Below are 13,331 nucleotides of genomic sequence, written 5' to 3' on the forward strand. Positions count from 1 at the left end.
GCTTAGAGTCAACGGTAAACATCTTCTGTTCAAACTTTTATATTGAATATTAAGCCATTTATCCTTTTTAAAATAAGCTGATTTCAAAGTGAAAAATGCAATAATTTCCGAGTAAAGTTAAAAATATTTTAATTTTTTCTGGCGAAGATCAAAATGCGGCCTACCCTTAGTATGTAAATTAGGTACTGATTATTTGCTCAAAATTAAATCATATGGGCATGCAGTTGATCATTTACGTTACATCAAACCACTTATTAGTGAAAAAGGATATAAAGATGAAAAAATGTAAATACGCAGCATTGCTCGCTTCAGCTATCTATGCACAATACAGTTTTGCTGCAATCGATGAGCTCACTATTTTACAACACACTCAAGAAGCAAAAAAAACCACAATTGCCAAACACGCTAATACCCATGTAAATCTTTCTAGGCAATTTACAATCGAAACAACACAAGGTCCTGTAATTACTCAAACTGTATCGCACCCTAATGCTGATTACATAAAGCTACATTTTAGCCAAGTAGATCTAAATGGTGACGCAAAGTTAGTCGTTAGAAGCGAAGACAACTCAGAGCGATATGAATATAGTAGTAATAATATGGACGCTGCAACAATCGATAGCTTAAACGGAGATGATGGTGTGCATTCATTTTCTTCTATGTCGGTTTCAAATGACAGCGTTATCATTGAATATTATCCTGATCCAAAAAACAGTAAGCAGCAACACCAGTTTGGTGTTATTGATAGCTATTTTTACGGCACTGAAAGTGCCAATATAAATATCAACCAACAAAATAAACCAGCCCCTTTGTCTACCTGCGGTATTAATGAGCGCAAAGACGTGCAGTGTTGGGCTAATTCCAACCCAACAGAGTTTGACCGCAGTCGCCCGGTAGCACGCTTGGTAATAGGTGGGCGCAGCTTATGTACCGGTTGGCGCGTTGGCAGCGATAATAAATTATTTACCAATAACCACTGTATTGAAACTGCATCTGAGCTTGCCTCTACAGAAGTGTGGTTTAACTACCAAAATAAAAGTTGTAATGGGACAACCAGAGAAACCATTGTAAAAGTAACGGGTAAAGAGTTTTTTAAAACTGACTACACGTTAGATTACACCCTATTTAGTGTTAATGACTTTGCCAATATTGAACAGTTTGGTTACTTAGGGCTTGATGTGCGAAACGCACAGCAAAGTGAACGTATTTATATTCCGCAACATGGTTCAGGTAATCCTAAGGAGCTGTCGATTGAATCTGATCAAGACACCAATGGTTTGTGCCAAGTTAATGCCCCCTCAACGAACGGACGTGGAAGTAATACTGATATTGGATACTATTGTGACACTATAGGCGGCTCTTCTGGTTCTCCTGTTGTTGCAGCATCAAGTAACCGTGTTATTGCACTTCATCATTTAGGCGGATGCTACAATAAAGGCGCCAAAATAAATAAGATTTGGCCCCAAGTGGCAACTTACTTTAATAACACAGTGCCTGTTGGCGATAACGACGGTACTACACCACTGCCACCTACCGCACGTTTTGAATACAGCTGTGAGCAATTACAGTGTAATTTTGATGCAACAAGCTCCAGCTCAGCAGGTACTATCAATAGCTATAGTTGGAACTTTGGTGATAATCAAACCGATACAGGTGCAACTGTAGTGCATAATTTTGTATCTGAGGGTGATTACGACGTCTCTGTTACGGTGCAAGATAGTAACAGTAATACAAACACGCTAACCCAAACGATTAGTGTTTCAAATGGCTCACCAACAGAAGTTGAATTAACTAAAGGGCAAGCATTAACAGGCCAAAGTGCAGCATTAAATCAAGAGACTATTTACTATATTGATGTACCTGCAAATAGCACTAACATCTCAATCGACATAACGGGTGGTTCAGGTGATGCAGACCTCTATGTTAAAAAGAGTACAGTGCCGAGCACAAATAATTACGACTGCCGCCCATTTAGAAATGGTAACACTGAAAGCTGTAATATAAGTCAAGGAGAAGGTCGCTTTTACATTATGCTTAAAGCGTATAACAGCTATCAAAACGTAACTATCGTGGCTAATTATGAAAATAGCGCACCACCTACAGATAATGACACTCGCGTATTAACGTCTCGTGCTTATGGATTTCCAGATTTTTGGCAGCGCTATAGTTATGTAGTACCTACAGGCGCAACCACTGTAAACATAAAAACATTGGGTGGCGAGGGAAATACTAACCTCTATGTTCGAGCGGATGCAGCGGTAACAAAAACACAATATGATTGCTTATCGAACAACAAAGACAACAATGAAAGTTGTATCTTAGAAGTGAGTTCAGGCCAAACATTACAAATCGGCTTGTTAGGTGTCACTAATTACGATTGGGTTAAGCTTGTTGCAACTGCAAAATAAATAATATCATTCCCCTAAAAAAGCACTGTAGTGAACCTGCAGTGCTTTTTATTTGGTTTTAATTTACTCTTTTAATGCAGGCGTAATAAACATCACAATAAATAAAAAATACCACCTATTACAAAAAGAACTCATAGTTAGTCGTTATTAAAAAACATAATCCGAACTCGCTATTGAGTGCGTGATAATAGCTTCAAAACTTGTTTAACTACCATTTCTGGCTCATCATTTTGTGGATAGTGGTAACTTTTACGCGTTAGCACTATCTCACCTTGAGGAAAAGCATTAGCCCAGTTTGAATGCAGTTCTCCCCACATTTCACGCCCTTTTTCAGTAAAAAATAATACCGATGGATTTTCATATTTTTTAACTGAGGCAATAACCGTCACGGGAATATCTGCTATTTGTGGATAATCGGGCAAAGGTCGCTTCGACCAAAAGTCTAAATACTGATTCGACATGCCGTTTTTCATATCATCACGTTTTATAGCAGCAATTTCTTTTTCAGCGCGCGGTAAATCAATCTTACGCATAATATCAACATCATGCTCTGAGGCGGGTTCAATTAACATTAACGCTTTAATGTTATCAGAGTAGCTTGCTGCAAATACCCTTGCGATATAAGCACCATAAGAATGCGCCACATAAACTACTGGTTCTTCAATTTTTAACGCTTTAAGTAATAGTAAAGCCTCAGTAGCATACTGCTCTGAGCTATAGTTTTTCTTTATTTGCGCTGAGCCGCCATTGCCAATTCGAGAATAGCGAATTACTTTTGCATGCTTGGTAAGCGAGTTATAAATGGGATCCCAATCACTAAGCCCTGCAGAGCCACCCGCCTCAAGTAAAATAGTGTGTTTGCCACTACCCGCCATTTCATATTCAATATCAAAGCCATTTACTTGCACTTTAGCAAGCTCAGCAAACGCAGCGGTTGAGGTGATTAATACCCAAAATAGAATCGTTTTTATTATTAGTTTCATATTGTTGAAAGAAATGGAGTGTTGGCTTAAGTTATAACATTAAGCACTATGTTTATAAATAACTTCTCTATCACATAATCTTAAAAATAAATAATCACCCTTAAATCATGTTTTGACTAATAGATTTCCCTATTCAAACCTATAAACCTCTGTGACCCTATGCCATAATCTAAATAATTCATAAATTTAGTAACTTGGCGGTATATAAACCGTTTCAAGCTAACTTATAGGGTTTTTTAATGGCTTATCAAGAGCAAAATCAAGCAACAATCTATTGGCACGACTACGAAACTTGGGGGACGAGCCCGCAAAAGGATAAGCCGAGTCAGTTTGCCGGTGTGCGCACCGATCTTGATTTAAATATTATTGGCGAGCCGCTTATTGAGTACTGTAAGCCACAAGCGGATTACCTCCCCCATCCTGAAGCGTGTTTAATTACCGGTATTACCCCACAAGTGGCGATGCAAAAAGGCTTAGTAGAGGCTGAATTTATTGCTAAAATTCATGCAGAATTTAGCGTACCCAATACCTGTGTGGCTGGTTATAACAGTATTCGCTTTGATGATGAAGTAAGCCGATATAGCTTTTATCGTAACTTTTACGACCCATACGAGCGTGAATATAAAAACAATAACAGCCGTTGGGATATTATAGATTTAGTGCGTGCCTGCTATGCACTGCGCCCTGAGGGTATTGAATGGCCATTAAAAGAAGATGGCAGCCCTAGCTTTAAGCTTGAGCATTTAACCGTCGCTAATGGTATTGAACATGCCGCTGCGCACGACGCATTAAGTGATGTAACGGCCACCATTGCACTGGCAAAGCTAATTAAAGAGAAGCAACCTAAACTGTACCACTTCTTTTTTAGTCTTCGCGGTAAAAAAGCACTCGCTGAAATGGTTGATGTGTTTAATATGACCCCATTAGTGCACACCTCGTCACGCATTCCTGCTACCCAAGGCTGTACTACTTGGGTTGCACCAATGAGTTTTCACCCGGTAAATAAAAACGCAGTTATTTGTTTTGATTTAACCCAAAACCCGCAGGTGTTACTTGATTTAAATGTAGAAGAATTACGCAAGCGTTTATACACCAAACGTATAGATTTAGCGGAGGGTGATTTACCGGTAGGTTTAAAATTAGTGCATTTAAATAAGTGCCCTATTTTAGCACCAGCTAAAACGCTACTGCCTGAAAACGCTGCCCGCTTGGGTATTGACCGTGAACAATGCTTAGCTAATTTAGCCATTTTAAAAGCCAATACCGAGCTACGTGATAAAGTCACTGAGGTATTTAATGAGCAAGGCGATTACAGCGCGACCACGAACGTAGATTACTTATTATATGATGGCTTTACTAGCCATGCTGATAAAGCTAAATTTGCGATTATTCGTGATGCAAAGCCTGAAGACTTAGCCAGCTTAAAACTTGAATTTGAAGATCCTAAATTTAATACTTTGCTGTTTAGATACCGCGCCCGTAACTGGCCACAAACGCTAAACCAGCAAGAGCTTGATCAATGGCGTCAATATTGCCAAAGCAAGTTAATGCATGGCGAAGATCAGCCATCAATCAGCGCACAAGATTTTATGATCACCCTTGAAAACTTAGCGCATGAACATGATGACAGCGAAAAAAATCTAACAATTTTAAAAGCCTTATATAACTACGCGCAAAGCATGTAATTTACTGTAGTTTATATAATGCATAAAAACGCGACCCTTTAGCAAAAAAGTGTCGCGTTTTTTGTTACTAGGTAAAAAACCAAAAAACTATCTCAACAAAAGAGGTAAATGAGAAAACATAAAACCAACATTCATTTTTTATGTTTATCACTTCCTCTAAAAGCGCTGCGTCTCTTATCCTCTTTGTGAATAATTTACTTTTACCAATTACATTACTTTTTATGCATTGCTTCGATACGTGCTAATAAGCTTGAAGTATCGTATCGTCCGCCGCCCAGAGCTTGTACATCAGCGTAATATTGATCAACCGTGGCGGTCATTGGCAGTGTTGCACCGTTATTTTTAGCTTCATCTAGTGCAATACCTAAATCTTTGCGCATCCAATCTACAGCGAAACCAAATTCGTACTCACCTGCCCACATTGTTTTGTAGCGGTTTTCCATTTGCCACGAACCAGCAGCGCCTTTAGAAATGGTTTCTATTACTTTTTCGCCATCAAGCCCCGCTTGTTTAGCAAAATGTAAGCCCTCAGCTAACCCTTGCACTACACCAGCAATACAAATTTGGTTAACCATTTTACATAATTGCCCTGAGCCCGCTTCCCCTAATAACTGGCTAAAACGGCTAAATGCCGCCATGATAGGTTGTGCTTTAGCAAATACCGCTTCGTTACCACCCGCCATTACGGTTAACACCCCATTTTCAGCGCCAGCTTGACCGCCCGATACCGGCGCATCAATAAAGTCGATATGCTGTAAAGCCGCTTTTGCCGCAACTTCACGTGCCACTTCTGCTGAGGTAGTTGTGTGGTCGATTAAAATTGTGTTTTCCTGCATGCCTGCTAGCACACCGTCATTACCGTATACCACTGAACGTAAATCGTCGTCATTACCTACACACATAAATACCATTTCAGCACCGCTTGCTGCCTCACGCGGAGTAGGTGCAAAGCTGCCGTTAAAATCTTCGGCCCACTTTTTTGCTTTAGCTGCTGTGCGATTATAAACACATACGCTGTGCCCTGCTTTTGCTAGATGCCCCGCCATTGGGTAACCCATTACGCCTAAACCTATAAATGCAATTTTAACTGACATAAAAATGACCTATTTAACTGATAACTTAGAAACATAAGCTCGATTATGTCAATCGGCCGCTAAAAAAGCGAATGAAAGTCTTTTAAAATTTCCCGCATAAGGAAATTAGGTAGGTAACCTATGGATAGCATTTATCAATTTAACGCAAAACTTTGTAATAACAGTGATTTTCCTTTGAGCCAGTTAAAAGGAAAAACGGTTCTTATTGTAAATACAGCAAGCAAATGTCATTTTTCGGCGCAATTATGTGCGCTTGAAAAGCTATACCAACAATACAAAAGCGATGGGTTTACTATTTTAGCCTTTCCATGCAATCAGTTTGATAAAAACGAACCATTAGAGGGCATGGCAATAAAAGACTACTATCAAAAACACTTTGCAATTAATTTTGAAGTCTTTGATAAGGTTATGGTGAATGGCCCAGATACACACCCCTTGTTTAGTTATTTAAAATCACATACGCGTGGAATTGCACAAAACCGTGCCATAAAGTGGAACTTCACTAAGTTTTTAATTAATGCTCAAGGACAACTAATTGCGCGCTATGCGCCGCGCACTAAACCAGAGTCATTACACAGCGTAATAACAAGCAGTTTAGGGTCAACGCCGATTATAAAAACAGCAAACACTCGTTTTGGTTAGGCATCTATAATAAAAATGGTTTATGGTAGGTGTAACTAGGCTTGGTTTTCACTTAGCCCACTAAGTTAGTAGGATAGTAATAAATGAAAATTGCTTTTTTTAGTGCTCAAAAATACGAGCGGCCTTTTTTTGAACAAAGCTTAACTGGCTTTTCTAACATCGCTATTACCTATTTTGAGCAAAGTTTATCGGCGCACACTGCGGTTTTAGCTAAAGAATTTGATGCGGTATGCGTATTTGTAAACGATTCGGTAGATAAAGCGGTTATTGAGCAACTGGCTATATTTGGGGTTAACACCATTTTACTGCGCTGTGCGGGTTTTAATAATGTAGATTTAGCCGCTGCTAAACAGCATGGTATGCGTGTTCTGCGCGTTCCGGCTTACAGCCCTGAGGCAGTCGCAGAGCATTGTATTGCACTTATGCTTACGCTTAGCCGTAAAACCCATAAAGCTTATAACCGCGTACGTGAAGACAATTTTGACTTAAACGGCTTACTTGGCTTTAACTTACATAATAAAACGGTGGGTATTATTGGCTGCGGTAAAATTGGCCAAGCATTGTGTAATATATTAACCGGTTTCGGCGCTCACATTTTAGTGTGCGATCCTAATGCACAAGCTGGTAATTACACAATTACTGATTTAAACACCTTGCTTACACAAAGCGATATCATTTCTTTGCATTGCCCGTTAAACGAGCACACCCATCATTTAATTGACGATGACGCATTTGCAGCGATGAAAACAGGAGTTATGCTAATAAACACCTCGCGCGGTGCATTGGTTAATAGTAAAGCGTGTATTAAGGCACTTAAATCACAAAAACTAGGTTATTTAGGGCTTGATGTGTACGAGCAAGAATCAGAGCTGTTTTTTAAAAACCACAGCGACGATATAAACCAAGACGATATTTTCTCTCGCTTGGTAAGCTTTAAAAATGTATTGATCACCGGCCATCAAGGCTTTTTTACTCAAGAAGCGCTTACAGAAATTGCCAATATCACCTTACAAAATGCATTTGAGGTTACTCAAGGAAATAGCTTAACAAACGAAGTGCTATAGCGCGGCTAAACAAAAAGCAAAAAAGCGAACAAAATATAGTGTTCGCTTTTTTTGTTATCAATAACACATGAGTTGTTGTTGTATTCTAGCCAAACGCAACGTTTGCAAATACTAAGGTCATTAGCACTGGGCAGACAAAACGAATGTACTGAGCAAACCAATAATGTGCACCAGAACTTGCTTGATGAAGCTTATTACCACGCTGCCATAACCAGCCCACTGTAATAAAATAAAACAGTCCCATCAACGGGAGTTGGTATTGGGTAAATACCATAATAACCAAACCAAATAGCCAATCAAAATTAACAATAATAGTACTGGCACAAACAAATACAATGGCGCTAACGGCCCATGTAGCTTTGGTTCTATCTACGCTGTGGTTTTCTACTAAAAAAGCCACAGGAATTTCAGTCGATGAAATGGTTGATGTAACTGAAGCAATCGACATCAATACAAAAAATAGTAAGCCAACCAATAAACCAATTTCACCCATGGTGCCAAATAACTCAGGTAATATGGCAAAAATAAGCTGCCCTTCACCAATTAGCTTGCCGTTGCTAAATACTTCAACGCCATTGAACTGCGCCACATATATAGCCGGTATAATTAATAGTCCAGCTAAAAATGCCACGCTGGTGTCGAGTAACGCAACACTTGCAGTCAATTTTGGTAAGTTAACACCAGGCTTTAAATAAGAGCCATAAATCATCATACAGCCCACACCCAGTGATAATGAGAAAAACGCTTGCCCCATTGCGGCAATAATTAAATCGGGGTCGAGTATTTTACTAAAGTCAGGCACTAAATAGGCCGCAAACCCTTCGCTGGCACCCTCTAAGGTAGCAATGTAAGCAATTAGGCCAACGAGTAAAACAAGTAATAATGGCATTAAACGGCGCGACCAGGTTTCAATTCCTGATTTAACACCTTTTAAAATAATGCTGGCGGTTAAAATAAGCATCAGCGGCGTAAATATAAAATTACGTAGCATAGAGTCGCTATGTAAAAACTCACTTAAGCTCTGTAAGCCTAGAAAGGTGGTTATAGGCTCTATGGCGTAAGAAAGCATCCAACCTGCCACTATTGAATAAAAGCTTAACATGACAATTGCGCCAGCTAAGCCTATATAACCTGCAGCAGCGCCAACTTTAGGCGCATGGTCTTGCCATGCTTGGCCTAAGGCTTTAACCGGATTAGCTTGGGCTTTGTAGCCTAAATACAGCTCGGTGTATAACGCGGGAAGCGCTAGCAAAAAAATAACAATAAAGTACACCAATAAAAATGCGCCGCCACCATGGTTAGCAGCCTGTGTAGGAAAACCCCATATATTGCCTAAACCTACCGCAGCACCGGCTGCTGCCAATACAAAACCAAGTCGACTTTGAAAACCATCACGCACTTGTGTCATACACCTACAAATCTGTTATTATTTTATCGAATGTGAATTAAACCATATTTAAGGGCGACTGAGTAATAAAAATGTACTTAGCGCGCATAACAGCAAACAACCGCTCACAAACTATCCAGCTTATAACGATAACTATGTAATCGGTATTCACTTTTAACGAGCAATAATGAGTTCAGCTTACTTCGACAATCAGTTATTACACACCCCGCTTGCTGAGAATAATAACCACACCATTTTATTATTTGATGCCAGCCAATTGCAGGTTGATGAGCTAACACTTACACAGTTTTTAAGCCCGTTTGAATTAAGTGTCATCGCGCGTCGTAAAACGCCTCAAGCAAAGCAAGAATATGTAGCAACGCGGCTGTTACTAAAATATTTAGTCAAAAGTGTATTACCTAGCAGCAGTAATATAACGCTTGATAAAATCAGCTCTGAATTTAATCAACAAACCAGTAAGCTTGAGCTAAATATAAATAACAACCAGGTGTATAGTTGCTGTGTGTCACACTCTCATGGTTTGGTAGGCGTGGCGCTAAATATTGATCATTCGCTATTTGGTTTTGATATAGAAAAAATCAGTTTAAAACGGCCATTTGAAAAACTCGCAAAGCACTTTTATGATGCTGCAGAAGTGGCTCTTATAACTAAGCAACCATGCACAGCTTCTAAAGCGGCGACATTTTTTAGACTTTGGACTTTAAAAGAGGCGTTAGCAAAAGCAACCAGCCGCCCTATTGCCCAGCTATTAAGCCCCAATGTATTTTGTGAGCTTGGCAACTCGCAATTAAGTGCAACTAGTACCGCATTAACAAATGATGTAAACGAGCAGTTTGATATTAGCGTTGTGGCAAAAAAAAGCACCGACTGGCAGTGCTCATTTATCTCATTTGCAGCGTTAAGCAGCAAGCTCGCCTTCAAGTAGTCGGCTATGAATAGCTTGAACCACAGCATCAGACTCACTTTGCTCGACTAAAAAGCACAGGTTGTGTTTACTCGCACCATGGCAAATAAGACGAATGTTAAATTCGCTCAACACCTGCATTAAATTCATTTCGTGCTGACGCAATACAATTTCAGACCCAATAAGTGCTACTAGGGTTAAATTGTTCTCAACCGATACATGGCAAAACTCAGCGAGTTTATCTAAGCATTCTTGATCTAGCTCTGGGCGTGATGCATTAGGCGCATTATCAAGGGTAATAGCTACACTAATTTCAGAGGTAGTAACCAAATCTACCGAAATATTACATTCACTTAAAATAGTAAAGATACGCGCTAAAAAACCACTCGCTAATAGCATTTCGGGGCTTTTTAAGGTCAGTAGTATTTGGTTTTTACGTTGCGTGACCGCACGAATACCAGGTAGCTGAGATTTTTCTCGCTCAATCCAAGTGCCCCCACGCTCTGGCTCTGTGCTTGAGCCAACAAACACATTTATATGGCTGCGACTGGCTGGCAAAATTGTAGCTGGATGCAACACTTTAGCGCCAAAAGTGGCCATTTCTGCCGCTTCATCAAAGCTTAAACGCGCAATAGGTGTGGCTTTTACACACAAACGCGGATCGGTGCTAAAAATACCCACTACGTCGGTCCAAATATGCACACTTTTAGCGTTAATTGCTTCAGCTAACAAGGCGGCACTGTAATCAGAGCCACCGCGACCCAGTGTGGTGGTTACATTGTTTTCATCGCTGCCAATAAAGCCCTGAGTAACAATTACATTGTTATCTAGTAAAGGAATTAAATGCTTTTTAGCTGCAAGCGCTGTGGCGGTTACATTAGGGGTGGCTTTACCAAATTGGCTATCGGTTTTAAGCACCTGGCGAACATCAAAACGCTGCGAATTTAAGCCCTTTAAGCGCAATACTTGAGTAAATAAATACGACGATAAACGCTCGCCAAAGCTGAGTAACTCATCGTGTTGCTGCTCTGTTGTCAGTATTTGATGTGCCAGTGTTTGGAAGTCATCGAGGGTGTTATTAAAACCAAGCGCTAAATCATCATCTAGGGTCAGATCAGTTAAAATTACCTGCTGAATAGCAAGTACACCGTCAACATGCTGCTGACGTTCAGCGGCATCAATATCGGCTTTGCAAAGTGCCACCAAGTGATTAGTTACACCGGCGCTGGCGCTCACTGCAACAATTCGAACGCTGCTATCGTTTACAATGATTTCGCTACAACGGCTCATCGCCTCAAAGTTAGCAACGCTGGTGCCACCAAATTTGGCAACAATGTAATCTGATTTTGTGCACTGTGAACTTTGTGGCACTGATTGGGTAGTCATTTCGTCTCCTTTCGCGGCATCCAAACCGCAATAAAACAAGAAGAACTTGGCAGGAAATAAAGATGAGAAAAATCTACTGCCAGAAGCTCTCCACCTAAATTGGTGACAGTTTTGAGGATTCAGCCCCATAAACCGAAAAACAATGGTAACGACCCATTATTTTCCTCGGCGAGTACTTCCCTCCTTAATGGTCGCAGGCTGTCGTTGCCTCACATTAAGTACCTAAGTATCGCACCTCTTCTGAATGTATTATTAACCTGTGGCTAATAAAACAAAACCGCACTAAGAGTGCGGCTTTGAAAGTTATCGTTTAGACGTCTAGCTGTCAAGTCGTTTTATTATAAAATCAAATAAAACTACCCATAAAGTAAGAGCCAGCATAACCAAAGGTGTAACACACTAACAAATACAACGACAAACGAAGGTAACTTGCAAAAGTAAGTTCTTTAACCTTACTCATAGCAATAATACCAGCCGCCGAACCAATGATCAGCATTGAACCACCCACACCGGTTGCATACGTAAACGACAACCAATGTTGTTGACTCATTACAATGTCGGCTTTTAGTAACGCAGCCGTTAGTGGCACGTTATCAACACCGGCCGATAAAATACCCATTAAGTAGTTTGCGTACTCTGGCGCCATCACTGTATACAGGTTTGTAAATTGGCTTAGCACGCCGACTTCTTTTAATGCGCCAACAAGTAATAACACACCTACGAAAAACAGTAAGGTGTCGTACTCTATGTCACGTATAAAGTCGATCATATCTTTATTGATGTCTTTTTTGCGCATTAAAAATTGCGCGACTAAAAACATAATAGACAGGCCGAGTAAAAAGGTAAGTAACGGCGGCACACTATATAAAACACTTAAAGTAAGGGTAGAAATAACGGTAGTGAAGAAAATAACAGCGATAGTAATGTCAGTTTTTTCAATTCGTTTAAATTTAGTCTTTTTAAACTCTAACTGCTTGTTCATACCAATTGATAATAGAGTAGCCAGTAATAATACGCTTAATAATGCAGGCACAATTAACAATAATAAGTGACTAATAGTCACTTTACCATCAAGGAAAATCATAAGTGTGGTTACATCACCTGTGATAAGTGATACACCCCCTGAGTTTACAGCAAATACAATAAGCGTGGCGTACTTAACTAACTTTTTGGCTTCAAGCTTTAATGACATTATAACAGCCAAGGAGATCAGTGTAGCTGTTACGTTGTCGGAAATAGATGAAAATACAAATGCAAAACACCCTACCAAAAACATTAGCTTTCGTTCACTAATGCTGGATGGCATTATCCGGTTCACAACATTTTCGATAAGTCCTTTGGAGTTTAAATAGGCAACAAAGGTCATTGCGGCCATTAAAAACAGCCATAAGGAAGCAATTTCTAAAATATTGTGGTCAAGGAGGGTTTGAATCGTTTCAGGGCTTTGCCCATTAATAGGAAAAATAAAGGAGATAATCCAACAAAGTGTACCAAAAAATAATGTCGTTTTGGCTTTGTTTACGTGAATCACATCCTCAATAACGATAAGCAAGAATGCAATCGCTATCAGCGTCAGGATAATCGAGGAAACCATGATATTAAACAACCTTCGGGTTTAAGTAAAAATTGAAACCATGTAAAAAATAGAGGTACACACTCTATGTGCCTATATTCGGCGCGGATACTATCACTAAGCGAGTGTAAAAACTATTATTAAATCGTCGCAAAAACGAATACCATATAAGTTCAAGAAATAT

Annotated in this window: 10 protein-coding genes and 1 riboswitch; of the genes, 5 read left to right on the forward strand and 5 right to left on the reverse strand. The window is 39.8% G+C overall.

Features of this window, described 5'->3' with window-relative positions:
- Positions 1-275: 275 nt before the first annotated feature.
- Complete coding sequence (locus AC0VZ5_RS08970) at positions 276-2,408, forward strand: pre-peptidase C-terminal domain-containing protein (protein ID WP_475472471.1); 2,133 nt, start codon at positions 276-278, stop codon at positions 2,406-2,408.
- 170 nt (positions 2,409-2,578) lie between these two features.
- On the opposite strand, the gene AC0VZ5_RS08975 is transcribed toward AC0VZ5_RS08970, so the two are convergent.
- Positions 2,579-3,391 carry an alpha/beta fold hydrolase gene (locus AC0VZ5_RS08975; protein ID WP_475472473.1) on the reverse strand — a complete coding sequence of 271 codons (813 nt, stop codon included), beginning with the start codon at positions 3,389-3,391 and terminating at the stop codon, positions 2,579-2,581.
- Between the two features lie 239 nt (positions 3,392-3,630).
- On the opposite strand from AC0VZ5_RS08975, the gene sbcB reads away from it, so the two are divergent.
- Positions 3,631-5,076, forward strand: a complete 1,446-nt coding sequence (gene sbcB / locus AC0VZ5_RS08980) for an exodeoxyribonuclease I (protein WP_475472475.1) — start codon at positions 3,631-3,633, stop codon at positions 5,074-5,076.
- Between the two features lie 212 nt (positions 5,077-5,288).
- Here sbcB and AC0VZ5_RS08985 read toward each other — a convergent pair whose 3' ends face one another.
- On the reverse strand, positions 5,289-6,170 hold the full coding sequence (locus AC0VZ5_RS08985) for an NAD(P)-dependent oxidoreductase (protein WP_475472476.1): 882 nt from the start codon (positions 6,168-6,170) through the stop codon (positions 5,289-5,291).
- 120 nt (positions 6,171-6,290) lie between these two features.
- Here AC0VZ5_RS08985 and AC0VZ5_RS08990 point away from each other — a divergent pair, with 120 nt between their 5' ends.
- Both AC0VZ5_RS08990 and AC0VZ5_RS08995 read left to right on the forward strand, forming a co-directional pair.
- A complete protein-coding gene (locus AC0VZ5_RS08990) occupies positions 6,291-6,812 on the forward strand; it encodes a glutathione peroxidase (RefSeq protein WP_475472478.1) in 522 nt (173 codons plus the stop codon).
- Positions 6,813-6,895: 83 nt separating this feature from the next.
- Entirely contained in the window at positions 6,896-7,876 is a 981-nt protein-coding gene (locus AC0VZ5_RS08995; RefSeq protein WP_178956202.1) for a 2-hydroxyacid dehydrogenase, read from the forward strand.
- A gap of 85 nt (positions 7,877-7,961) precedes the next feature.
- On the opposite strand, the gene AC0VZ5_RS09000 is transcribed toward AC0VZ5_RS08995, so the two are convergent.
- Positions 7,962-9,284: a sodium-dependent transporter gene (locus AC0VZ5_RS09000; RefSeq protein WP_475472480.1), complete on the reverse strand. Its 1,323-nt coding sequence runs from the start codon at positions 9,282-9,284 to the stop codon at positions 7,962-7,964.
- Positions 9,285-9,450: 166 nt separating this feature from the next.
- Here AC0VZ5_RS09000 and AC0VZ5_RS09005 point away from each other — a divergent pair, with 166 nt between their 5' ends.
- Positions 9,451-10,209, forward strand: a complete 759-nt coding sequence (locus AC0VZ5_RS09005) for a 4'-phosphopantetheinyl transferase family protein (protein WP_464708480.1) — start codon at positions 9,451-9,453, stop codon at positions 10,207-10,209.
- Here the strand turns inward: AC0VZ5_RS09005 and lysC are convergent.
- Both lysC and nhaD read right to left on the reverse strand, forming a co-directional pair.
- Positions 10,183-11,574 (reverse strand): lysine-sensitive aspartokinase 3, encoded by a 1,392-nt coding sequence (gene lysC, locus AC0VZ5_RS09010; protein WP_475472482.1) that lies wholly within the window; start codon positions 11,572-11,574, stop codon positions 10,183-10,185. The two genes, AC0VZ5_RS09005 and lysC, sit on opposite strands and share 27 nt — an antisense overlap.
- A 75-nt stretch (positions 11,575-11,649) precedes the next feature.
- A riboswitch (Lysine riboswitch) is annotated at positions 11,650-11,822 on the reverse strand.
- Positions 11,823-11,920: 98 nt separating this feature from the next.
- Positions 11,921-13,168: a sodium:proton antiporter NhaD gene (gene nhaD / locus AC0VZ5_RS09015; RefSeq protein ID WP_475472484.1), complete on the reverse strand. Its 1,248-nt coding sequence runs from the start codon at positions 13,166-13,168 to the stop codon at positions 11,921-11,923.
- Positions 13,169-13,331 lie beyond the last annotated feature (163 nt).

Source organism: Pseudoalteromonas sp. QJM3NY_12, assembly GCF_056173165.1.

Bases quoted from the DNA above. Each gene is read 5' to 3' on its own strand.
- AC0VZ5_RS08970 (WP_475472471.1), top strand. From the start codon at position 276: ATGAAAAAATGTAAATACGCAGCATTGCTCGCTTCAGCTATCTATGCA.
- AC0VZ5_RS08975 (WP_475472473.1), bottom strand. From the start codon at position 3,391: ATGAAACTAATAATAAAAACGATTCTATTTTGGGTATTAATCACCTCA.
- sbcB (WP_475472475.1), top strand. From the start codon at position 3,631: ATGGCTTATCAAGAGCAAAATCAAGCAACAATCTATTGGCACGACTAC.
- AC0VZ5_RS08985 (WP_475472476.1), bottom strand. From the start codon at position 6,170: ATGTCAGTTAAAATTGCATTTATAGGTTTAGGCGTAATGGGTTACCCA.
- AC0VZ5_RS08990 (WP_475472478.1), top strand. From the start codon at position 6,291: ATGGATAGCATTTATCAATTTAACGCAAAACTTTGTAATAACAGTGAT.
- AC0VZ5_RS08995 (WP_178956202.1), top strand. From the start codon at position 6,896: ATGAAAATTGCTTTTTTTAGTGCTCAAAAATACGAGCGGCCTTTTTTT.
- AC0VZ5_RS09000 (WP_475472480.1), bottom strand. From the start codon at position 9,284: ATGACACAAGTGCGTGATGGTTTTCAAAGTCGACTTGGTTTTGTATTG.
- AC0VZ5_RS09005 (WP_464708480.1), top strand. From the start codon at position 9,451: ATGAGTTCAGCTTACTTCGACAATCAGTTATTACACACCCCGCTTGCT.
- lysC (WP_475472482.1), bottom strand. From the start codon at position 11,574: ATGACTACCCAATCAGTGCCACAAAGTTCACAGTGCACAAAATCAGAT.
- nhaD (WP_475472484.1), bottom strand. From the start codon at position 13,168: ATGGTTTCCTCGATTATCCTGACGCTGATAGCGATTGCATTCTTGCTT.